Source organism: Hymenobacter coccineus, from assembly GCF_001816125.1.
In the GTDB taxonomy this organism is placed as follows: domain Bacteria; phylum Bacteroidota; class Bacteroidia; order Cytophagales; family Hymenobacteraceae; genus Hymenobacter; species Hymenobacter coccineus.
The window spans coordinates 30,769-50,967 of record NZ_MDZA01000122.1; the positions used below are offsets into that span (position 1 = coordinate 30,769).

Sequence of the window (20,199 nt, forward strand, 5' to 3'; positions counted from 1 at the left end):
CTGCCTCGCCAGAAAGCGAAACGGAGCAGCGCCGGGGCCGACGGGAAAGGACAAAAAAAAGCAAGCCAAAATCGCACCGCATCGACCGCCTACCCTTGCTACCTTCCGGTCCTGGGGGAGTTCAGCAGGAGCTGGTCGTTCTGACTTGCCGCTGCAAAGGTAATCACAGATTAGCCTCATTAACCGTGATGGCGCTGATTGCATGCCTGCCTTCTTCCGGTTGACCATAATTACGCTGCTCCATAGCATTGTCTATCAATAATTTGTACTCGTCTGAACCAGCAAAAAAAATCAGCGTCATCACGGTTAATCACGGCTAATCTGTGATGGAATGGGCGAAATCACGGTTAATCTGCATAATCAGCGATTAGCTTTGTGGCATGGAACGTATCGTCATTTTGGATTTTGGCTCGCAGTACACCCAGCTCATTGCCCGGCGCATCCGCGAGCTGCACGTCTTCTGCGAAATTCACCCCTACACCCACGCCCCGACCCTCGCCCTGAGCGACGACATTCGGGGCGTTGTGCTGTCCGGCTCGCCCTGCTCGGTGCGCGACGCCGACGCCCCCAACCCCGACCTGGGCCACTTGCTGGGCCACGTGCCGGTGCTGGGCGTGTGCTACGGGGCCCAGCTGCTGGCCCAGCAGGGCGGCGGCGAAGTGCTGCCCGCTACCATCCGCGAGTACGGCCGCGCCCGCCTGTCGCACCTTAACCAGCACCACCCGCTGCTGCACGGCCTCACGCCCGGCTCGCAGGTGTGGATGTCGCACGGCGACACCATTAAAACGCTGCCGGAAGGCTTCCTGGCCATTGCCGGCACGCCCGACGTGCAGGTGGCGGCCTACGAAATCGAAGGCCAGGCCACCTACGGCATCCAGTTCCACCCCGAGGTGACGCACTCCACCGAAGGCAAGCAGCTGATAAAAAACTTTGTCGTTGACATCTGCGGCTGCGCCCAGAGCTGGACGCCCGAGCACTTCGTGGATTCGGCCGTAGCGGCGCTGCAAAACACCATCGGCCCCGACGACCAAGTGATTCTCGGCCTCTCGGGCGGCGTGGACAGCAGCGTGGCGGCGCTGCTGCTGCACCGCGCCATCGGGCCCCGGCTGCACGGCATTTTCGTGGATAACGGCCTACTGCGGCAGGACGAGTTTGCCTCGGTGCTGAAGGCCTACGAGGGCCTGGGCCTGAACGTGACCGGCGTGGAGGCCAGCAGCGAGTTCTACACCGCCCTGGCCGGCCTCTCCGACCCCGAGCAGAAGCGCAAGGCCATCGGCCGCACCTTCATCGAGGTGTTCGACCGCGAGGCGCAGAAGGTAGAAGGGGCCCGCTGGCTGGCCCAGGGCACCATTTACCCCGACGTGATTGAGTCGGTATCGGTACATGGCTCATCGGTGACCATCAAAAGCCACCACAACGTGGGCGGCTTGCCCGAGAAGATGAACCTCAAAATTGTGGAGCCGCTGCGCATGCTCTTCAAGGACGAGGTGCGCGAGGTGGGCGCCACGCTGGGCCTGCCCGGCGAAATCCTGAACCGCCACCCCTTCCCGGGCCCCGGCCTGGGCATCCGCATCCTCGGCGACATCACGCCCGAGAAAGTAGACCTGCTCCAGCGCGCCGACGGCGTATTTATTAACCTGCTAAAGGAGCACGGCCTGTACGATAAAGTGTGGCAGGCCGGCGTGATGCTGCTGCCCGTGCAAAGCGTGGGCGTAATGGGCGACGAGCGCACCTACGAGCGGGTAGTGGCCCTGCGCGCCGTGACCAGCGTGGACGGCATGACCGCCGACTGGGCGCACCTCCCCTACGAGTTCCTGGCCGAGGTTAGCAACAAGATTATCAACCAGGTGCGGGGCATCAACCGCGTGGTGTACGACATTTCCAGCAAGCCCCCGGCGACGATTGAGTGGGAATAAATGATCACGGATTTTGCGGATTAAGACGGATTGGTCGGATTTTGGGGACGATTTACCTTTGAGCTGCTTTATTTAATTAAATGTTTTGTTACTATGTTGTTGGATACGCGCCACAATGCGGTGACAAAAGAAATTATTGGCGGAGCAATGCGAGTGCATTCAGCATTGGGCAGCGGCTTTCCTGAAAATATTTATCACCGGTCGTTGTCGTTAGAAATGACAAGGGCTGGCTTAGCCTTTGAGTCAGAAGTTCATTTGCCGGTATTCTACTTGGAAACACAAGTGGGGGCCAGGCGAGTAGATTTCTTGGTTGATGATTGTGTCTTAGTTGAAATAAAAGCGCTGACTGAATTAAATCCGCTCAACCACGCTCAAATCATTAATTACCTGAATGCCTATCGGCTAGAAGTGGGCTTGCTCATCAATTTCGGTGAGGCCAGCCTCTGCTTCAAACGCTTCGTCCGCAGCCATTCCCGCTGATACTCTAAGAAACAACACAATAGGAATCCCCAACGCCAAAACAGGCAAAAGAAATCGTCCCCAAAATCCGATTAATCCGCCTTAATCCACATAATCCGTGATTTGGCACTGCCTTCAACACCTGCCCGACGAGGGCCCCGGGCACGCCTCCGATTGGCTGGCGGCGCACGGCCACACGCTGACGTACACGCGGCTGTTCGAGCCTGAGCCAGTGTTTCCGGCGCTGGCCGATTTTGACGGGTTGTTGATTCTGGGCGGGGCCATGAGCGTGCACGACGAAGCCCGGTTTCCGTGGCTGCGCGACGAGAAGGTGTTTATCCAGCAGGTGTTGCGGGCGGGGAAAATTACGCTGGCCATCTGCCTGGGGGCCCAATTAGTGGCGCAAGCCTTGGGGGCCGAAGTGCGACCGAATGCCGAGCCGGAAATCGGGTTCTGGACGGTGCGCTTCTCGGCCAAAGCCCTGGAGCACCCATTGCTGCGCGGCTGGCCCGAGAAAGCCGCCGTGCTGCACTGGCACCTCGATGCCTTCACGGTGCCGCCGGGGGCCCTGCGGGTGGGCATGTCGGCGGGGTGCGCCACGCAGGGCTTCGTATGGGGCGACGGCATTGTGGGCCTACAATTTCACCCCGAAATGACTGTGCCAATGGTCGAACAATTAATGGCCTTTGAAGGCCACGAAACCGCCGAAGAGCAAGAATTTGTGCAAACCGCCGAGCAGATTCGCGCCAAGCTAAAATCGGTGTGGAAGGGCCGCAAACTAATCGAGCAATTGCTAGCCAACATGGTGGCTTTACACGAAGAAGAAACTAATTATTTAATTAATTAAATACCGTTTTAACTCGCCCAAAAAAGCCGCTTCGAAATATCGCAGCGGCTTTTTTAGGGCTAATAATCAGGGTCCCGGGGCCCTACAAATGGTCGAGCCGGCCGCCGTCGACCAGCAGCTCGGAGCCTTGCACGAATTTGGCATCGTCGGAGGCTAGAAAGGCGATGGCAGCGGCTACGTTTTCGGGTTTGCCTACGTCGCTGGGGTTGATTTTTTCGACGCCGCTTTTCACGTTCGGGTTGTTCCAGAGCATGGGCGTATCGATGGCGCCGGGCAGCACGGCGTTGATGCGCAGGCCCTTGGGGGCCCCTTCAATGGCCGACGAGCGGGTGAGCGAGAGTACGGCCGCCTTGGCCGCCGCGTAGGGCGCCACCAGCGCCTCGGTGGCAATGGCGTGGACGCTCGACACGTTCACGACCGCGCCGCCGGGCTTCATGTGCAAAAACGCTTGCTTGGTGAAGTAAAACGCACCCAGCAAGTCCACGCTCAGCACCCGCAGCCAGTCCTCACCGGTCAGCTCTTCGAGGGCTTTGAATTGCATCAGGCCGGCGTTGTTCACCACCACGTCGAGGCGGCCGAACTTGGCCAGCGTAGCCTGCACGGTGGCCACTACCTGGGCCTCGTCGGCCACGTTGCAGAGGCTGGCCAGCACGTCGGGGGCCCCGGCGGCGTGCACCTCGGGCGTGGCGGCGTCGAGGTTGGCCTGGTTGAGGTCGGCCAGCACGATGCGGGCCCCTTCGGAGGCCAGGCGCTGGGCGGTAGCCAAGCCGATACCACCGGCTCCACCGGTGATAATCACTACTTTGTCTTGGAAGCGCATGGGATGGCGGAGAAATTAATGGGCGCCTTGCAACGGGGTATCGGCGGCGGCGATGGCCGGGTCTTGCGCGGCGGCTTGGGCATCGGCTTGCTTTTGCCGGGCCCAGGCCTGGTTGCTTTGGTTGGGCATCACGATGGGCAGCTGCAGGGCCAGGCTTTGGGCGGGCAGCACCCGCTTCCACTGGCTGATGAGCTGCTTGTAGGCCTCCCCCACAGGCCGGATGTTGCGCTGCAAGTCGTAGAGACCCAGCGGGTTCACGGTGCCGTTGTTTTCCCGCAGGGCCGTGTCCCAATCTACCTGGTCGACGAGCGAATACCACGTGAAGCCGAGCACCGGCACGCCGTCGTTGCGCACGCGCAGCACGTTGGCCCACTCCTTCCAGAGCCAGTTCACGGCCTCGTCGCCCTTGGGGCCCTGCCAGAGGTTGGTTTCGGTGTGCATCACGGGCAGGCGGTAGCGGTCGTAATACTGGGTGGTAATGGTGTGGTAGCCAAATATTTCGCCCGACGCCGTGGTGCTGCCGTCGGCGCGCACGCGGTGCTCGTTGGTCTGGTAATAATCGTTGCCCATGATGCACTGGTGCCGGCGGTTATTCTTCAAAAAGAAGTGGTACTCGTCGCGCGTCATGCCGTTGTCGAGCAGGTACTCGTACATGTCGGAGTCCACGCGGCGGCCGTAGTTCAGGTCCAGCGACAAGAAACGCTTGGCATTCAGCAACTCGGCGGGCTTGATGGCAGCGGGGTTTTCGGCGTGGAAGTACTCGCTTGATTCGCTCTGAATGAACAGCGCATCGGGCCGCACCGCCGAGATGGCGTGCATGGCCAGCACATTGGCTTTCACGATGTACTTGAGGGCCGTGACGAAGGCTTTGTCGCTGGCCAGCTGCTCGTTCCACCAGCCATAAAGGGCCGAAAACTCGGCGCAAACGTACATTTCGTTCACCGGCGTGTAGAGCTGCACCCACGGGAAGCGCTGCGCAAACGCCCGTGCGTAATCGGCAAATAGCTTGGGGAAATCGGGGTTTTGGAAGTTGCCCAGCCAGTCGGGCAGCCCGAAGTGGCACAGGTCCACGATGGGCACGATGTTGCGCCGGCGCAGGTCCTGAAACGCGAGGTCGGCAAACGACCAATCGTACTTGCCGGGGCCCTGCCAGGTGGTGTGCAGTGGGGGCCCGTAGCGCAAAAACTCGATGCCCAACTCCTGCACCAAGTCAAAATCCTTCTGCCAGTGCTGGTAGTGGCCGCATTTTTCCAACTCGTCGACACGCACTTTGCCGTTCTGGATGGTGGGGTTACTATTTTCGATGCCGGTGGCAAAGAGGAATTGAGGAGCAGCCATTTCAGCGGGTTAGGGTGGAAACCGAACGTTTAATAACGGTGGAATAAACCCCGGGGTTATGCTAAAAACAGCAATTCGTCCTCACAAACCCTTCATTTTCAAGCATGCATTGCCGTAGAAACGCGGCACTTCGCGTCTTTATCGCGGCCCAGTTGCCGCTGCCCAATTATTGTTCAGCGACGACCGTTCAACGGCTGAGACGCGAAGTGTCGCGTCTCTACGGCCCGGGGCCCTAAAACCCCTTCGGCAGCTCGATGCCCTTGATGGTTTTGTAGAGGCTCAGCGCGTTTTGGTCGGTCATGCCGGCCACGTAGTCGGTGAGGAGCAGGATTTTCTCGTAGGCGGAGGCCCCGGCCTGGTGCCCCACGGCGCGGAACTGGTCGGGCACAAGGTCGAGCAATTTGCGGGCGCGGTGGCCGGCGGCAGCGTCGAAGGTGGCGGCCAAAAATGCATCCAGCAAGCCCCCAAGCACCTCAAAGCCGGCAGCTTCAATTTCGAGCACCGGGCGGCTGCGGTAGAGGCGCGCGACGCTGAGGCGCTGCACCTGCTGCAAATCGGGCCAGCAGCCCAGCTCCTTGATTAGCGGCTGGTCGTAGTCGCCGCGCAAAATGGCCGGCGCGTGGCGGGCAAAAATCGTGGCCACTTCCCCCACCAGCTTGCCGATGAGGCGGGCGCGGACGTAGCCCAGCTCCTCGCGCCAGTCGTGCCACTGCACGCTGCCCACGCGCCCGGCCGGGTCGCCGAGCATGGCTTTGAGCAGCGGCAGGCCGGTTTCCGGGGCAATGAGGCCCAGCTTGAGGCCGTCCTCGAAGTCGATGATGCGGTAGCAGAGGTCGTCGGCGGCTTCCACCAGAAACGCCAGCGGGTGGCGGTGGTAGAAGCCGGCGGCCGCGTCTTTGGGCAGCAAGCCCAGCTCGGCGGCCACGTGGCGAAACCGGGCGTTTTCGGCCTGGAAGTGGCCGTACTTCTTCTCCGACGCGCCGCCGAGTAGGGCCCCGGCTACCACCACGCTCGGCTTGGGGTACTTCGTGAAGGCCCCCAGCGTGGCGTAGGTGAGGCCCAGGCCGGCGGTGCCGGTGCTGTGCGCCGCGTAGGTGTGGGTGAGGATGCGGAAGCCCGCCGCGTTGCCCTCAAAGTTCTGCAAATCATCCACTTCGGCCGCCGACAACCCCGCCAGGTACGGGGCCGCCGCGGCGCTGGCGAAGTAGCTGCTGATGGCGTCTTCGCCGGAGTGGCCGAAGGGCGGGTTGCCAATGTCGTGGGCCAGGCAGGCGGCGGCCACAATGTCGCCGCAGTCCTGGTCGAGGTTGGGCAGCTGCGCGGCCAGGGCCCCGTCGGCCTCCAGCAGGTGGCGGGCGGCGAGGCGGCCCAGCGAGCGGCCCACCACGGCCGTTTCGAGCGAGTGCGTGAGGCGGGTGTGCACGAAGTCGGTTTCGGGCAGCGGCATCACCTGGGTTTTGCGCTGCAAGCGCCGGAACGCCGACGAGAACACCACCCGGTCGTAGTCCTGCACGAAGGCCCCGCGCACGGGCGCCGCACTGGTGAGCGGCAGTTGTTGATCGGGGAAGCGGCGCTGCGAGAGCAGGCGCGGCCAAGTCATTTCAGGCATGGCCGCGAAGGTAGGGGCAGCGATTTACACGTCATTGTCTATATTTTTGACATAAATAATATAGACAATATAGATGTTCAAATTAAGCGTAGCTTTACGAGGACACTAAATCATTCAACAGTATAATGCCTGAATCCAAATACAGTTTCCTAATACCAACTTCCAATAACGGCCAAATAAATATACCACTAACGGAAGGGAAAGCATTATTTGTGCTCGGTGCAAATGGCGTTGGCAAGTCTACCTTAATGCACAATCTTTTCCAACGAAATTACAGTCACGCAAAAAGAATTCAGGCCCATAGGCAGACTTGGTTCAGCAGTAATTCCATGGACATGACATCTTCTACGAAAGTACAAACAGAGCAGTATATGAAACAGAGTGACAATCAAATCCAATCTCGTTGGAAGGACGACTATTCAGGCCAAAGATCAAGCATATCAATATTTGATCTGATTAATTCAGAAAATATTAGAGCAAGGAGCATAGCAAACGCAGTTGACGAAAAAAATATTGATTTAGCTAAATCATTTTCTAATATTCAAGCCCCTATACAATCAATAAACGAATTATTAGCAATTGCAAATATTCCAATCAAAATAATTCTTGGTAAAGATGATAAGTTATTTGCATCTAAAAACGATAGTCCTTTTTACAGCATTGCTGAACTATCTGACGGGGAAAGAAATGCACTTTTAATATGCACTGATGTCCTAACTACTGAACCTAATCAATTAATAATCCTTGATGAACCTGAAAAGCACTTACATCGGTCAATAATATCGCCCTTATTATCTTCATTATTTCAAAAAAGAAAAGACTGTGTCTTTGTTATATCAACACACGACGTTTTCTTACCCATTGATCATTCCGAATCGAGTATATTACTTTTAAGAAACTGCCAATGGAATGGATCAAATATAATAAGTTGGGATGCAGACTTAATACTGGAAGCGGATCAAATACCAAATCACGTAAAACGCGACATACTTGGTGCAAAACGCAACATATTATTTGTTGAAGGGGAAAATGAAAGTTTAGATAGGCAAATCTATCAGCTTATTTTTCCAGATTTAACAATTATTCCCCAAGGAAATTGCAGCCAAGTGGAAAAAGCAGTTGAAGGAATAAGAGAAACTGAAAATTTGCATTGGATTAATGCTTACGGATTAATCGACGCTGATGACCGCACATCAGTACAAATAAATAATTTATCAGACAAGGGCATTATCGCACTAAATTGTTACTCTGTAGAATCTCTTTATTACAATTTAGAAGTCGTTAAAAAGATTGCTAAAAGATATGCAGAAATAAATGGAGCAGACGAAAACCAACTTTATACAAATGCTATTTCAGGAATAATAAGAAATATTCTACCGCATAAAGAAAGATTGTGTTCTAGACTTTGTGAGAAGTGGATTAGAAACAACATTATGACAGCTCTTCCAAAACATAAAGACATAGCAAAACGCAACAAGTTTAAATATGAGTGTGATTTAGGAGATATTATACAGAAGGAAGAAGCATTATTTGATAGACTAATACAAGAGGACAGACTAAACGATTTGATTTGTAGATATCCCATAAGAGAAACTCCAGTCCTCACCGGTATTGCAACAGGACTTGGTTTGACTAGAGAAAATTATGAAAGTTCAGTCAGAAAACTAATAATAGATAATGCAGACACAAAGGAGTACTACAGGATTCTTCTAAAACCTTTAGCAGATTTGATCAATAAGGATAAATGAAACCATATTTTTATGTCACATTTTATCTCCTAAATCTTTCTGTATATCATACTCCCCCTACTCCGCCTGGGCCCGCCCCAGCACCCTCACGGTCCCGTAACCTAGCAGCAAAAACGCGCCGAAAACCATGGTTACGCCCCAGGTGCGGGGGTAGGCGAAGGGGTGCAGCAGGCGGTTGAGGATGTCGTAGAAAAGGGTGAGCGGGTTGGTGAGGATGTCCCAGGAATTGTAGCGCAGGTAGCGGCCCAGGTAAATGCCGAAGCTGCTGAGCAGCAGCGCCACCGTGGCGAAGGCCCAGCCGGCCAGGGGCCCCAGGCGCAGGCGCACCAGGGTTTGCATGTCGGCCAGCGAGGCGTAGGCCAGCATCAGGCCGTTCCAGGCGCAGGAGAGGATGAGGGCCAGGTCGAACCAGAGCGGGGCGTCGGGGCGCTCGTCGAGGTGGAAGAGGTCGGTGACGAGGTAGGGCGCGTTGGGGAAAAACAGCAGCCACACCGCCCCCACCGGCAGCAGCAGCCGCGCCCGCAGGGGCCCCCGGGCCAGTCCGAGCAGCGTGCTCAGCGCGTACGGGATGAGGGCCAGGAAGAGGTTCCAGGCCAGGAACAGGAACCGGATTTGGTGCGTGACGACGACCCGGCCGGCAATCAGGAACAGGCTCAGGCCCACCGAAGCGGCCAGCACAAACAACAGCGTGACCCGCGTGCGGGTGAAGGGCAAGGTGGGCTCCATGCCGGCGAAAGTACGGCCCGGGGGCCCCAGGCGTACCGGGCCGTTGTACTCGTCCAGCGTCTGTGCCACTGCCGCATCTCTGCCGCTGAGTAGCTACCGTAGTTTTCAGGCAAATGGGCGGCCGTTGTAGAACGGAGTGGAACTCCGTTTCCGGGCGAACGTCAAAACGGAGTACCACTCCGTTCTACAGCGCCGGGTACGCCGACTTGGAAACTGCTTTAGCTGCTGCCGCAGCAGAGATGCCTCGGCTGCGCGAACACCAGATGAGCATGACCGTTCACGGGGTTTCCTTACCCCGCACCCAACCCCCGCGGCCGGGGCGCGTACCAGTCGTTCATCCAAACTTCATTTTATGGCGGGTAGCTCTTCCTCCAAAACCGTGGTGTACGGGGCCATTGGGGCCAACGTGGCCATTGCCGTAGCCAAGTTCGCGGCGGCGTTTTTTACCGGCAGCGCGGCCATGCTTTCCGAGGGCATCCACTCGCTAGTGGACAGCGGCAACGGGATGCTGATACTCCTGGGCCTGGCCCGCAGCGCCCGGCCGGCCGACGACGAGCACCCGTTTGGGCACGGCAAGGAGCTGTATTTCTGGACGATGATCGTGGCCGTGCTCATCTTCGCGGTGGGCGGCGGCATCTCGCTCTACGAGGGCTGGATTCACATCCAAAAGCCCGCGCCCCTCTCCGACCCTACCTGGAACTACTGGGTGCTGGGCCTGGCCGTGTTGTTTGAGGGCACGGCCTTCGCGCTGGCTTACCGCGAGTTCAACAAAACGCGCGGCGACGCCGGCTTCTGGCAGGCCCTGCGCGCCAGCCGCGACCCGGCCGTGTACGCCATTTTGCTCGAAGACCTGGCCGCGCTCGTGGGCCTGTTAATTGCGCTGGCGGGCGTGTTTTTCGGTCACTTGCTGAATAACCCCTACCTCGACGGCAGCGCGTCGCTGGCCATCGGGGTGCTGCTGATTGGCATGGCCGTGTTCATGCTAGCGGAAACCCGCGGCCTGCTGGTGGGCGAGGGCGTGAACGCGGCCACCCTGACCAGCCTGCGCGCCCTGGCCACCGCCGAGCCCGCCGTGGCGCGCCTGCACCCGCCCCTTTCTATGTACCTAGGGCCCCAGGAAGCCATTTTGGCGCTCGACGTGCGCTTCCGGCCCGAGCTGTCAGCAGCCGAGACGGTGGCGGCCACCGCCCGGCTGGAGCACGCCATCCGGGCCAAGCACCCCGAGTTCACGCGCATTTTTGTGGAGGCCACGGCGGCGGCGGCGAAGGGTTAACCTCACCCCCGCTCTCTGCGAGAGGGGTGCGTTCAATATACTCGTTCAGCTTACAACGGTCAGGTATTGGCACCCCTCTCCGCAGGAGAGGGGCCGGGGGTGAGGTTTCGGCGTTGCCTGCTTATTGGTCGGCACCCGGCGGCAACAACGCCCTCCGGGGGCCCCGGGCCTTGCGTACTTTTGTGGGCCCACTCATTCCGCGCTGCCCATGCCCCTTGTTTTTACCCGCCGGTTCCGGCTGCCACGCCTGCTGCTGGGGGCCCTGTTGCCGCTGGCCGCCGCGGCCCAAACGCCCACTGCGGCGCCGGGTGCCAGGCCTGGCATGTCCAAGCCGGCCGTTAAAGCCGCGGCCAAGGCGGCTCCCGCCCCCACCGCAGCCAAGCCCACCGCTGGCACTTCCACCGCGGCTAAGCCAGCCGCTGGTGCTTCTGCCGTAGCAAAACCTACTGGCACTTCTGCTGCTCCCAAGCCTGCCGCTGGCACTTCCGCTACTCCCAAGCCTGCTGCCGGTAGCCCTGCCACTGCCAAGCCCGCCGCCGGCGCAGCTGCCGCGGCCAAGCCTACCGTTGCCAAACCCGCCCCCACCAAACCTGCTACCGCCAAGCCCGCTGCCCGCACGGGTAGCCCGGATTCGCACTACCGGGCTGGCAAAGTGCAGCTCGACCAGGGCCAATACGCCGCAGCGCTGCTGGAGCTGGAGCCCCTGGCCCAGCCCGGGGCCCGCTTCGCGCACGCCGCCGACGCGGCCTACCTCGCCGCCGTAGCCAACGCCCGCCTGCGGCAGTGGGCCGACGCCGAGCAGCTCCTCAACCTGCTGCGCGCCGAGTACCCTGCCTACCCCAATCTCAACGAAGCGCTGCTGCTGCAAGGCCAGGTATCGCTGGAGCAGGGCGACTATGACACGGCCTTGAAGACGCTGGGGGCCCTGCCCGCCGACTTCGGTCCCGCCCGCGATGCACTGAAAGCCAGCTACCTGCCCCGCCTCAACGACCACGGCACCTGGCAGCGCCTGCTGCGCCGCACCCCCGACGATGCCGCCCTGGCCCGCGCCTACGCCGACCGCCTGGCCGTACCCAACGGCTTCGGCACCGAGGCCGACCGGCCCCAGCTCGACGCGCTGGTGGCCCAGTTTGGCCTCGACGCGGCCCGCTACGCCGGGCCCCTGGGGCCCCGGGTGGCGGCCCACGCCACGGCCCGCAAAACCAGCTACAACGTGGGCGTGCTGCTGCCCTTCGAGTTCGACGACCCGAGCTGGCAGAAGCAGCGCAAAAACCAGTTTGTGACTGACCTCTACGCTGGCCTGCGCCTGGCCCAGGACTCGCTCCAGCGGGCCGGCCACCCGGTGCAATTGTTTGCCTACGATACCGGGGCCGATACCCTGCGGCTGAAGCAGGTGCTGGCCCTGCCCGAGCTAGCCGGCATGGATTTGCTGATTGGGCCGGTGTACAAGTCGGGCGCCAAGCTGCTGGCCCGCTACGCCCAGGAGCACCAGATTGTGTGCGTGAACCCGCTCTCGCAGGACGGCGACTTGGTGCTTGATAACCCCTGGCACTACCTCAACAGCCCCGGCGCGGCCACCCAGGGCCGGCTGGCGGCGCAGTTTGCCGCCGATGCCTTCGGCATTGGCCGCCCGGCCGTGCTGCTGCACGAAGATGCCCACGACGAAACCATTTTCGCCGACGCCTACCAGGCCACGTTTGAAGCCCTGGGCGGCAAGGTCAGCGCCCGCCGCCGCTTCAACCCCGACGTGGACGAGAGCCTGGCCGCCGCCAGCGCCGGCCTCGACCTGGCCGGCACCGGCCACCTCGTGGTGGCCTCCGACGACCGCAAGGCGGGGCCCTATTTCCTGGGCGTGCAGCGCGCCGCGCCGGCCGCCACCCGGCCGCCGCTGCTGGCCTCGGGGGCCTGGCTCGACAACCCGCGCCTCGACCCCAGCCAGCTCAACGGACCCGGCATCTACTTCGTGCAGCCCAAGTACATCGACGAAAACGCCCTGGGCTACCACCGCTTCCGGCAGCTGTACTTGCAGCGCCAACACCTGCCGCCCAGCGCCTACGCCAGCCAGGGCTTCGACATGCTCCTGTTTTTCGGCAATGCGCTGGCCGAGTTTGGCCCCGCGTTTCAAACCGGCCTGGCCACCGAAGCGCCCGCGCCGGGCGCCGTATTCCAGGGCTACGCCTACCCCAACGGCTTCCGCGACAACCAGGTAGTGCCCATCACTAAGCTCGACGGCCTGGAAATGCGGGTGGTAAAGTAGCGCGCCGGGCTGCCGGCTTTTTCGCCGGCAGCCCGGTAATCGCCAGGGCCCCCAGGTGGCTTGCCTGGGTGCACCAAGCCAGCAGCCGGCAAAAAAAGCTAGCCATTCGCATCAATGCCCCTTTCTACTTGTTAACGGGGCACCGAAACCTGTTAATTGCCAACCGAATTCCATGCTTAACCAAACGACTTCCGACGCCCTTTTCACCCAGGCCAAAGACCTGATTCCGGGGGGCGTCAACTCCCCAGTGCGGGCTTTCCGCTCGGTGGGCGGCACGCCGGTGTTCATGCAGAGCGCCGCCGGCGCCTGGCTCACCGACGTGGACGGCAACCGCTACGTCGATTTCATCAACTCCTGGGGGCCCATGATTTTGGGCCACGCCCCGGCCGTAGTGCTCGACGCCGTGCGCGCCGCCCTGCCCCACTCGCTCAGCTTTGGGGCCCCCACGCGCCGCGAGAGCGAACTGGCCCAGCTCATTACCACGATGGTGCCCAGCATCGAGAAAGTGCGCCTCGTGAACTCCGGCACCGAGGCCTGCATGTCGGCCATCCGGGTGGCGCGGGGCTACACGGGGCGGGCCAAAATCCTCAAGTTTGAGGGCTGCTACCACGGCCACGCCGACGCCTTCCTCATCGCGGCCGGCTCGGGGGCCCTCACCCTGGGCACGCCCGACTCGGCCGGCGTCACGGCCGGCGTGGCCCAGGATACCCTCACCGTGCCCTACAACGACCTGCCCGCCCTGCAGGCCGCCGTGGCCGCCAACCCCGGCCAGATTGCCGCCATCATCCTCGAGCCTGTGGTGGGCAACATGGGCCTGGTGGCCCCGCAGGAAGGCTATTTGCCAGCCCTGCGGGCCCTGTGTACCGAGCACGGCATCGTGCTGATTTTTGACGAGGTGATGACCGGCTTCCGCCTCGCGCCCGGTGGGGCCCAGGCGCTGTTCGGCATCGTGCCGGATATGACGACGCTGGGCAAAATCATCGGCGGGGGCCTGCCGGTGGGGGCCTACGGCGGCCGCGCCGACATCATGGACCAGGTGGCACCGGCTGGCAAGGTGTACCAGGCGGGCACGCTCTCGGGCAACCCGCTGGCCACCGCCGCCGGCCTGGCCCAGCTGCGCCACCTGCACGAGCACCCCGAGCTGTACGCCCAGCTCGACGCCACCACCAGCCGCCTGGCCGACGGCACCCGCCAAATTGCCCAGGAGTTGGGCCTGAATTACACCGTGAACCGGGTAGGCTCGATGTTCAGCCTGTTCTTCACGGCGCAGCCGGTGCACAACCTCGAAGACGCCAAGCAGTGCGACCTGCCTGCTTTCGGTCGCTACTTCCACGCCATGCTGGAGCGCGGCATCTACCTGGCCCCCTCGCAATTCGAGGCCCTGTTCATCTCCACCGCCATCACCGACGAGCTAGTGGACAAGTACCTCACCGCCTGCCGCGAATCTTTGGTGGAAGCCCACGGATTATAGCGTCCTACTCCGCTAAAATGGGGCCCCGGCGCCCGGGAAAGGTTCGCAATGGCTGCCCCCCGGCGGCGTTTGCGAACCTTTCCCGTGTAAAGTGTGCGAACTTTGCCCGGCGACTTCCCGTGCGCTGCTCCTTTGCTTATGCTAAAACTTCCCTTTCTCGCGCTCCTGCTGCTGCTCGCCCGGCTCGCCCCGGCCCAAACGCCCGCCCAGGCCAACAAAGCGCTATTCGACAAAACGGTGGACGAGCTGAACTTCCGCACCTTCGAAACGGTGTACGACAAGTCCTTCACCCGCGGCAAGTTCCCGGTGACGTTGCGCACCGCCGCCGCCCGCCGGCAGTTCGACCAGTTCGGCGACAACGCCGGCCTCAAGAAGCTGTTCCAGAACTACAACGCCAGCGCCGAGCGCTACAAGAACCGCTTCGGCACGGGCCCTGTGTCGCTGGCCGAGTTCAACAAGCAGCTCAACAGCATCCTGCGCGACCGCAACTTTGAGTTTTTCATCCACGGCCTGCCCCGCGACGAGCGGGTGGCCCTGGTGCGGGCCGAGGAGCGCCTCATCAAGCAGGCCGACGCCCAGTTTAACGCCGCCGGGGCCCCCGCCGACGCGGCCGCCGTAGCCCCCGACGCCGAGGGGCCCATGGCCGCTCCCCTCACCACCAACGACAGCAACGACGACGCCCGCCCCACCGCCGAGGCATCCGAAACCGCTGATGGAAACCCGGCCGCCACCGGCGACGATTCGTCTGTAGCCACGCCCCAGCCCGAGGGCCCCGCCCCGCGCCACAACTGGCTCGACTACCTCACGTTCTTGCTCAGCCTGAGCAGCTTCCTGCTGCTGCTGCACCTGGTGCTCAACGTCATTCCGGGCCTCCAGCGCCGCATCGAGTACCTGGCGCCCGAGGGCGAGCCGGAGCCCGACGTGGCCCCGCCCGCCCCGGGGCGCAGTCTGCTCAGCCGCCTGCGCGACGCCCGCCCCAAGCCCCTGCGCGACGACCGCTACGGCGACGATGACGACGAGGAGGACGAAGCGCCCGACGGCACCGTGGGGCCCCAGCGGCCCGGCTACGAGTAGCCGCCCTTAAGTACCCCCATTCCATCCTGCGGCGGGGCCCCGCGCCGCCCGCCCACCTTTTTTCCTGCCCCGTTTTGATCCTGACCGACCAGCAAATCCTTGCCGAAATTGAGAAAGGCACCATCGTCATCGAGCCTTTCGACCATAGCTGCCTCGGCACCAACTCCTACGACGTGCACCTGGGCCGCTACCTGGCCACCTACCGCGACGCGGTGCTGGACGCCCGCCGCCACAACGAAATCGATACCTTTGAGATGAGCGAGGAAGGTTTTGTGCTCCTGCCCGGGCAGCTGTACCTGGGGGTGACGGCCGAGTACACCGAAACCCACGCCACCGTGCCCTTCCTCGAAGGCAAGAGCAGCGTGGGCCGCCTGGGCATCGACATCCACGCCACGGCGGGCAAAGGCGACGTGGGCTTTTGCAACCACTGGACGCTGGAAATCAGCGTGTCGGTGCCCGTGCGGGTGTACCCGGGCATGCCCATCGGGCAGCTCATCTACTTCCTGGTGCAGGGCGACGTGGCCACCCTCTACAACCGCAAACCCAGCGCCAAGTACAACTACCGCACCGACCGCCCGGTGGAGTCGATGATGTGGCAAAACACGTTTTAGCACCATTTTGGAGACAGGGTACCCGTGATGTAAAATGGAGTGGTACTCCGTTTGGCGTTCACTCGGAAACGGAGTACCACCCCGTTCTACAGCACCGGGCATCTTGACCCAAATACAGCTTTAACCCAACCGGCCGGCCGGGTTTACCGTTAGAAATGGAGGAGGACGCGCGGGTGCGGCGCGGTCCTTGCGTACCGTTTTAGCTTTCCGTAACCCATCCCGCCCATGAACAGCTTCCTCTCCCTTGGGGCCCTGGCCGGCCTACTGGCCCTGGCCGCCCCCGCCGCCCGGGCCCAGCAAATAGCCCTGCCGCCGGTGATTGTGCAAGACAAGACCCAGCCCAGCCCCCGCCTCAACCCCGAAGCCACCAACCGCGCCGAGCGTCTGAGCGACCTGATGGTGCGCGACCTGCGCCTCAACGGCTACCAAGCCACCCGCCTGCGCGCCATCAACGCCGACAAAACCACCAAGCTGGAAGCCGCCGAGCGCCTCAACGCTAAAAACGCGCCGGTCCTCGACCAGCAGCGCACCGGCATCCTGCACGAGCGCGACCAGGAGTTGAAAGCCGTCCTCAGCACCGACCAGTACTCCAATTACTACGACGCCCGCAAACGCTACGACAAAGCCGACCGCGACTACGCCAGCACCGCCACCCAGGTCGCCACCCAGGCCCTCGTCAAGTCGGTGCGGGACCCCGCCCCGGGCCGCGCCAACAACGCCACCATCGGCCCGGCCAACCCCAAAGCCACCACCCGCCCCGCCGGCAACCTGGGCCGCAACGCCCGCTAGCTCTTTTTAAGCTGTTGGCTTATGGCTATTAACTATTAGCTTTTTCTCAGATTACAAAATCAAGCTAAGCTTGCCTTGGAAACAAAGAAGCCCCGTCGGCAATGCGCCAGCGGGGCTTTTCTGTTCAATCGCAACCTTGGGGCCCTAGCTCAAGCCCTGCTCCTGCTGATCTAAGTACTCGGACAGCTCCTTGCAGAGGGCCCGGATTTTCTTGGCCATCTCCACGTCGTTGGTAGCCGACACAATATTTTCGGCCATCGAGCCCATGTTGTCCACGCAGAAGCGCTTCATCTCGTCGGTCGGCATGTCCTTGGTCCAGAGGTCGATTTTCATCGTGCCCACCTGCTCACGGTCCCACAGGGCAATGTTGATGGCCTTGGCAAAGTGAATGTCGGGCCCCGCATCGGTGGCCGACCAGCTGATGGCCTCGGGCACTTTCTGGTCGTCGAGGGCAATACTAAAGCGGATTTCGGATTTTTTCATCACTGATTATTCGTGATTAACCGTGATTTCACTGATTAATCTTTGACTTACAAATTCAACTATTGGTACCGATTAAAAACTGATTAACCGTGGTTTCGCTGGCTGTTACCAATCAGCGAACACGGTTAATCACGAGTAATCAGCGATTTAAACGTAGTTATTGAGCATCACCGGCATCACCAGCATCAGGATGCTTTCGCTGTCGTCGGCGGCGGCGGGCATTAGCAGGCCGGCACGGTTGGGGGTGCTCAGCTCCAGGGTAATTTCCTCGGAATCGATGTTGGAGAGCATTTCTTGCAGGAAGCGGGCGTTGAAGCCGATTTCCATGTCCTCGCCGTCGTACTGGCAGGCCAGGCGCTCGTTGGCCTCGTTGCTGAAGTCGAGGTCTTCGGCCGAAACCGTCAGCTCGGAGCCGGCCAGGCGCAGGCGCACCTGGTGGGTGGTTTTGTTGGAGTAGATGCTGATGCGGCGCACCGAGTTCAGCAGCTCCTGGCGGTTGATGGTGAGCTTGTTGGGGTTGCTCACCGGAATCACGTTTTCGTAATCAGGGTAGCGCTCATCAATCAGGCGGCACACGAGGCGCATCTGGTTAAACGAGAAAAAGGCGTTGCTCTGGTTGAACTCGATGCGCACCGGGGCCGCCTCGGAGGGCAGCACGCCCTTGAGCAGGTTGAAGGCCTTGCGCGGGATGATGAGGTTGGCGGTTTGGCCGGCGCCCACGTCCTGGCGGCGGTAGCGCAGCAGGCGGTGGCCGTCGGTGGCCACGAAGGTGATTTGGGCGTCGGCCAGCTGCACCAGGATGCCAGTCATGGCCGGGCGCAGCTCGTCAGTGCTCACCGCGAAAATGGTTTTATTGATGGCCCGGGCCAGCGACGACGACGGGATTTCAACCGGGGCCGAGCCCTTCACCACCGGCACGCGGGGAAAGTCGGCGGCGTTCTCGCCGGCCAGCTTGTAGCGCCCGTTGGCCGAGCCGATTTCGATGGTGTACGTCTCCTCGTCGATGGTGAAGGTGACGGGCTGATCGGGCAGGTTCTTGAGCGTGTCGAGCAGGATGCGGGCGGGCGCAGCGATGCGGCCGGCGTCGCGGGCCTCCACGGGCAGCTCGGTGATCATGCTGGTTTCCAGGTCGGAAGCCGTAATGGTAAGCTTGCCGGCTTCAATCTCGAAGAGGAAATTCTCGAGAATGGGCACCACGGGGTTGTTTGTAACCACGCCGTTGATGCTCTGCAGCTGCTTGAGCAGGGCGGAGGACGAGACGATGAATTTCATAAGACGAAGGCTGGGCTAGGGTTGGGGGACGGCAAAGATACGCGGCCGCCCCGGGCTTTGGAAAGCGGCAAATCAACAGGCACTGGCTTATTGGATGAACTAACCTAATCGCAGCATATGTACCTTGCTTTGCATACCACCGCTACTGCACCATGACACACGAAGCCGTTATCGAAACCGTAAAAACGTTGCCGGTTAATTTTGAGTTGAACGAGCTTGTTGAGCGTCTGATTTTGCTGGAAGACCTTGACAAACGCCGCCAACAAGGCCAGCGCGGCGAAACCATTTCCTTTGAAGAAATGAAGCGTGAAGCCAGTACATGGCAAAAATAACCTTCACACTCGGGGCCCGTGACGACCTGCACCAATTACACGAGTACCTCACGCAAACCTCGCCGGCCTACGCGGAACGACTGCTCGATAAAATCATCAGCCGGGTCGATGCGCTGCATCAATTTCCACAAATGGGCTGGACGCTGCCCGAAGCCCCGGGAGACCAACTGTTGCGGGAGCTGCTAGAAGGCAGTTACCGCATCATATACGAAGTATTACCAAACGACCGGATTCTAATCTTGAAAATCCATCATACCTCGCGGCCTTTACCAGACCTGAGTCAACTATAATCAAGCACGGGGCCCCACTACCGTCCTTGGGCCATGTCCAACATTTGGCGCAGCAAGTGCTGCTGCTCTACTAAGTGCTGATTACGCATTTCGGCCAGCGCCAATTGGTGCAGCAAGTGCTGGGTTTGAAGGGCAGCGCCAATAGCCACGTCGGCCGCGGCCGCCGCCGCTGCTACTGCGGGTGTCGGCGTGGGGGGCCCCACGGGCGGGGTTGCGACCGGCGAGGCGACCGCCGCCACCGGGAGCGCAACGGATGGCACCGCCGGACTAGCCGCGGGCTGCTGCGCACTGACGGCCGGAGCTTCCAGAACTTCCTCGGCCACTTGAGTGGCGAAGAGCGAGGGGGCCTCGGCGGCTTTTTTCAGGGCTACGGCTGGGGCAGGCGGCACGGCAGCAGCGGGGGCGGCGCTGGGGGCCCCGGTGAGCAGCATGGGGCCCTGGCCTTCCATCAGCCAGTCCTTCGATACATTTGGATAAATCTCAAAAACCTTGCACAGCAGGTCGTAGCCGGGCTTATTGCGGCCGTCGATGAGGTGTTGCACGACGCTGGCGGTTTTGCCCAGCGACTGCGCAAAGGCGTTTTTGGTTAGGCCAACTTCTTGAATGAGTTCGGCGAAGCGGAGGTTGACAGGGGCCAGCATGGAAATTTACACAAATGAAATGTTGCGCAAATGTATAACCGCTGGCGGCTACGGCTTTTTTGGGGCGCGGGCCAGCGGCACCAGCGGGCCCCGGGGCCGCACCCGCGCGTACGGGAAGCGGTAGGTATCGGCGGGCTCATAGTTTTGGACGACGTGGGGCAGCTCGAACCGGTAGAACAGCAGCAGTGCCCGGGGCGTGAGGGCGAACTCGTCGAAGGCAATGCCCGGGGCCCCATCGGCGCG

21 protein-coding genes and 1 other RNA gene are annotated in these 20,199 nt (G+C 61.0%); 12 read left to right on the forward strand and 10 right to left on the reverse strand.

The genetic code is table 11. From position 1 onward, the window contains the following. Positions 1 to 54: 54 nt before the first annotated feature. Both ffs and BEN49_RS27760 read right to left on the reverse strand, forming a co-directional pair. Positions 55 to 152: signal recognition particle sRNA small type (ffs, locus tag BEN49_RS09225), an RNA gene on the reverse strand. Between the two features lie 11 nt (positions 153 to 163). Beyond that, the gene (locus tag BEN49_RS27760) at positions 164 to 304 is read right to left on the reverse strand and encodes a hypothetical protein (protein WP_158022809.1); all 141 of its coding nucleotides are present in this window, start codon (positions 302 to 304) and stop codon (positions 164 to 166) included. A gap of 76 nt (positions 305 to 380) precedes the next feature. Here BEN49_RS27760 and guaA point away from each other — a divergent pair, with 76 nt between their 5' ends. From guaA to BEN49_RS09240, 3 genes are all read left to right on the forward strand, one after another. Next, positions 381 to 1,916, forward strand: coding sequence for a glutamine-hydrolyzing GMP synthase (guaA, locus tag BEN49_RS09230; RefSeq protein ID WP_070742733.1), 1,536 nt, complete (start codon positions 381 to 383; stop codon positions 1,914 to 1,916). A gap of 93 nt (positions 1,917 to 2,009) precedes the next feature. After that, the gene (locus tag BEN49_RS09235; RefSeq protein WP_070742734.1) at positions 2,010 to 2,396 is read left to right on the forward strand and encodes a GxxExxY protein; all 387 of its coding nucleotides are present in this window, start codon (positions 2,010 to 2,012) and stop codon (positions 2,394 to 2,396) included. Positions 2,397 to 2,493: 97 nt separating this feature from the next. Beyond that, entirely contained in the window at positions 2,494 to 3,222 is a 729-nt protein-coding gene (locus BEN49_RS09240) for a type 1 glutamine amidotransferase (RefSeq protein ID WP_070742735.1), read from the forward strand. Between the two features lie 82 nt (positions 3,223 to 3,304). On the opposite strand, the gene BEN49_RS09245 is transcribed toward BEN49_RS09240, so the two are convergent. From BEN49_RS09245 to dgt, 3 genes are all read right to left on the reverse strand, one after another. Then, positions 3,305 to 4,042, reverse strand: a complete 738-nt coding sequence (locus BEN49_RS09245) for an SDR family NAD(P)-dependent oxidoreductase (protein WP_070742736.1) — start codon at positions 4,040 to 4,042, stop codon at positions 3,305 to 3,307. A gap of 15 nt (positions 4,043 to 4,057) precedes the next feature. Beyond that, positions 4,058 to 5,380 (reverse strand): family 1 glycosylhydrolase, encoded by a 1,323-nt coding sequence (locus tag BEN49_RS09250; RefSeq protein WP_070742737.1) that lies wholly within the window; start codon positions 5,378 to 5,380, stop codon positions 4,058 to 4,060. A 232-nt stretch (positions 5,381 to 5,612) separates the two neighbouring features. Continuing rightward, positions 5,613 to 6,989: a dGTP triphosphohydrolase gene (gene dgt / locus BEN49_RS09255; RefSeq protein ID WP_083325946.1), complete on the reverse strand. Its 1,377-nt coding sequence runs from the start codon at positions 6,987 to 6,989 to the stop codon at positions 5,613 to 5,615. Between the two features lie 125 nt (positions 6,990 to 7,114). On the opposite strand from dgt, the gene BEN49_RS25570 reads away from it, so the two are divergent. Further along, positions 7,115 to 8,737, forward strand: a complete 1,623-nt coding sequence (locus tag BEN49_RS25570; protein WP_083325947.1) for a DUF4435 domain-containing protein — start codon at positions 7,115 to 7,117, stop codon at positions 8,735 to 8,737. Between the two features lie 57 nt (positions 8,738 to 8,794). On the opposite strand, the gene BEN49_RS09260 is transcribed toward BEN49_RS25570, so the two are convergent. Next, positions 8,795 to 9,532, reverse strand: a complete 738-nt coding sequence (locus BEN49_RS09260; RefSeq protein ID WP_204376077.1) for a DUF1361 domain-containing protein — start codon at positions 9,530 to 9,532, stop codon at positions 8,795 to 8,797. Positions 9,533 to 9,815: 283 nt separating this feature from the next. Here BEN49_RS09260 and BEN49_RS09265 point away from each other — a divergent pair, with 283 nt between their 5' ends. The 6 genes from BEN49_RS09265 to BEN49_RS09290 all read left to right on the forward strand — a co-directional run bounded on the left by BEN49_RS09265 (position 9,816) and on the right by BEN49_RS09290 (position 16,938). Further along, positions 9,816 to 10,736 carry a cation diffusion facilitator family transporter gene (locus BEN49_RS09265; RefSeq protein WP_070742740.1) on the forward strand — a complete coding sequence of 307 codons (921 nt, stop codon included), beginning with the start codon at positions 9,816 to 9,818 and terminating at the stop codon, positions 10,734 to 10,736. Between the two features lie 208 nt (positions 10,737 to 10,944). After that, complete coding sequence (locus BEN49_RS09270; protein WP_070742741.1) at positions 10,945 to 12,993, forward strand: type 1 periplasmic-binding domain-containing protein; 2,049 nt, start codon at positions 10,945 to 10,947, stop codon at positions 12,991 to 12,993. Between the two features lie 172 nt (positions 12,994 to 13,165). Beyond that, complete coding sequence (gene hemL, locus BEN49_RS09275) at positions 13,166 to 14,464, forward strand: glutamate-1-semialdehyde 2,1-aminomutase (protein ID WP_070742742.1); 1,299 nt, start codon at positions 13,166 to 13,168, stop codon at positions 14,462 to 14,464. 138 nt (positions 14,465 to 14,602) lie between these two features. Continuing rightward, on the forward strand, positions 14,603 to 15,538 hold the full coding sequence (locus BEN49_RS09280; protein ID WP_070742743.1) for a hypothetical protein: 936 nt from the start codon (positions 14,603 to 14,605) through the stop codon (positions 15,536 to 15,538). A gap of 74 nt (positions 15,539 to 15,612) precedes the next feature. Continuing rightward, positions 15,613 to 16,149, forward strand: coding sequence for a dCTP deaminase (dcd, locus tag BEN49_RS09285; RefSeq protein WP_070742744.1), 537 nt, complete (start codon positions 15,613 to 15,615; stop codon positions 16,147 to 16,149). Between the two features lie 225 nt (positions 16,150 to 16,374). Beyond that, the gene (locus BEN49_RS09290; protein ID WP_070742745.1) at positions 16,375 to 16,938 is read left to right on the forward strand and encodes a DUF4890 domain-containing protein; all 564 of its coding nucleotides are present in this window, start codon (positions 16,375 to 16,377) and stop codon (positions 16,936 to 16,938) included. Positions 16,939 to 17,082: 144 nt separating this feature from the next. Here BEN49_RS09290 and gldC read toward each other — a convergent pair whose 3' ends face one another. After that, positions 17,083 to 17,421, reverse strand: coding sequence for a gliding motility protein GldC (gene gldC / locus BEN49_RS09295; protein WP_070742746.1), 339 nt, complete (start codon positions 17,419 to 17,421; stop codon positions 17,083 to 17,085). Between the two features lie 147 nt (positions 17,422 to 17,568). Then, complete coding sequence (gene dnaN, locus BEN49_RS09300) at positions 17,569 to 18,693, reverse strand: DNA polymerase III subunit beta (protein ID WP_070742747.1); 1,125 nt, start codon at positions 18,691 to 18,693, stop codon at positions 17,569 to 17,571. A 152-nt stretch (positions 18,694 to 18,845) separates the two neighbouring features. Between dnaN and BEN49_RS09305 the strand changes: the two genes are divergently transcribed. Further along, positions 18,846 to 19,025, forward strand: coding sequence for a hypothetical protein (locus tag BEN49_RS09305; protein ID WP_070742748.1), 180 nt, complete (start codon positions 18,846 to 18,848; stop codon positions 19,023 to 19,025). Continuing rightward, on the forward strand, positions 19,013 to 19,315 hold the full coding sequence (locus tag BEN49_RS09310; protein ID WP_070742749.1) for a type II toxin-antitoxin system RelE/ParE family toxin: 303 nt from the start codon (positions 19,013 to 19,015) through the stop codon (positions 19,313 to 19,315). Before BEN49_RS09305 ends, BEN49_RS09310 begins: the two co-directional genes overlap by 13 nt. 17 nt (positions 19,316 to 19,332) lie before the next feature. Here the strand turns inward: BEN49_RS09310 and BEN49_RS09315 are convergent, their stop codons facing one another. After that, complete coding sequence (locus tag BEN49_RS09315; protein WP_070742750.1) at positions 19,333 to 19,956, reverse strand: helix-turn-helix transcriptional regulator; 624 nt, start codon at positions 19,954 to 19,956, stop codon at positions 19,333 to 19,335. 48 nt (positions 19,957 to 20,004) lie between these two features. Then, positions 20,005 to 20,199: hypothetical protein (locus tag BEN49_RS27765; RefSeq protein ID WP_158022810.1), on the reverse strand; the 195-nt coding region annotated here is incomplete at its 5' end.

Bases quoted from the DNA above. Each gene is read 5' to 3' on its own strand.
- BEN49_RS25570 (WP_083325947.1), top strand. From the start codon at position 7,115: ATGCCTGAATCCAAATACAGTTTCCTAATACCAACTTCCAATAACGGC.
- BEN49_RS09245 (WP_070742736.1), bottom strand. From the start codon at position 4,042: ATGCGCTTCCAAGACAAAGTAGTGATTATCACCGGTGGAGCCGGTGGT.
- BEN49_RS09250 (WP_070742737.1), bottom strand. From the start codon at position 5,380: ATGGCTGCTCCTCAATTCCTCTTTGCCACCGGCATCGAAAATAGTAAC.
- hemL (WP_070742742.1), top strand. From the start codon at position 13,166: ATGCTTAACCAAACGACTTCCGACGCCCTTTTCACCCAGGCCAAAGAC.
- BEN49_RS09280 (WP_070742743.1), top strand. From the start codon at position 14,603: ATGCTAAAACTTCCCTTTCTCGCGCTCCTGCTGCTGCTCGCCCGGCTC.
- guaA (WP_070742733.1), top strand. From the start codon at position 381: ATGGAACGTATCGTCATTTTGGATTTTGGCTCGCAGTACACCCAGCTC.
- BEN49_RS09270 (WP_070742741.1), top strand. From the start codon at position 10,945: ATGCCCCTTGTTTTTACCCGCCGGTTCCGGCTGCCACGCCTGCTGCTG.
- BEN49_RS09235 (WP_070742734.1), top strand. From the start codon at position 2,010: ATGTTGTTGGATACGCGCCACAATGCGGTGACAAAAGAAATTATTGGC.
- BEN49_RS09310 (WP_070742749.1), top strand. From the start codon at position 19,013: ATGGCAAAAATAACCTTCACACTCGGGGCCCGTGACGACCTGCACCAA.
- gldC (WP_070742746.1), bottom strand. From the start codon at position 17,421: ATGAAAAAATCCGAAATCCGCTTTAGTATTGCCCTCGACGACCAGAAA.
- dnaN (WP_070742747.1), bottom strand. From the start codon at position 18,693: ATGAAATTCATCGTCTCGTCCTCCGCCCTGCTCAAGCAGCTGCAGAGC.
- BEN49_RS09305 (WP_070742748.1), top strand. From the start codon at position 18,846: ATGACACACGAAGCCGTTATCGAAACCGTAAAAACGTTGCCGGTTAAT.
- dgt (WP_083325946.1), bottom strand. From the start codon at position 6,989: ATGCCTGAAATGACTTGGCCGCGCCTGCTCTCGCAGCGCCGCTTCCCC.
- BEN49_RS09265 (WP_070742740.1), top strand. From the start codon at position 9,816: ATGGCGGGTAGCTCTTCCTCCAAAACCGTGGTGTACGGGGCCATTGGG.
- BEN49_RS09315 (WP_070742750.1), bottom strand. From the start codon at position 19,956: ATGCTGGCCCCTGTCAACCTCCGCTTCGCCGAACTCATTCAAGAAGTT.
- BEN49_RS09290 (WP_070742745.1), top strand. From the start codon at position 16,375: ATGAACAGCTTCCTCTCCCTTGGGGCCCTGGCCGGCCTACTGGCCCTG.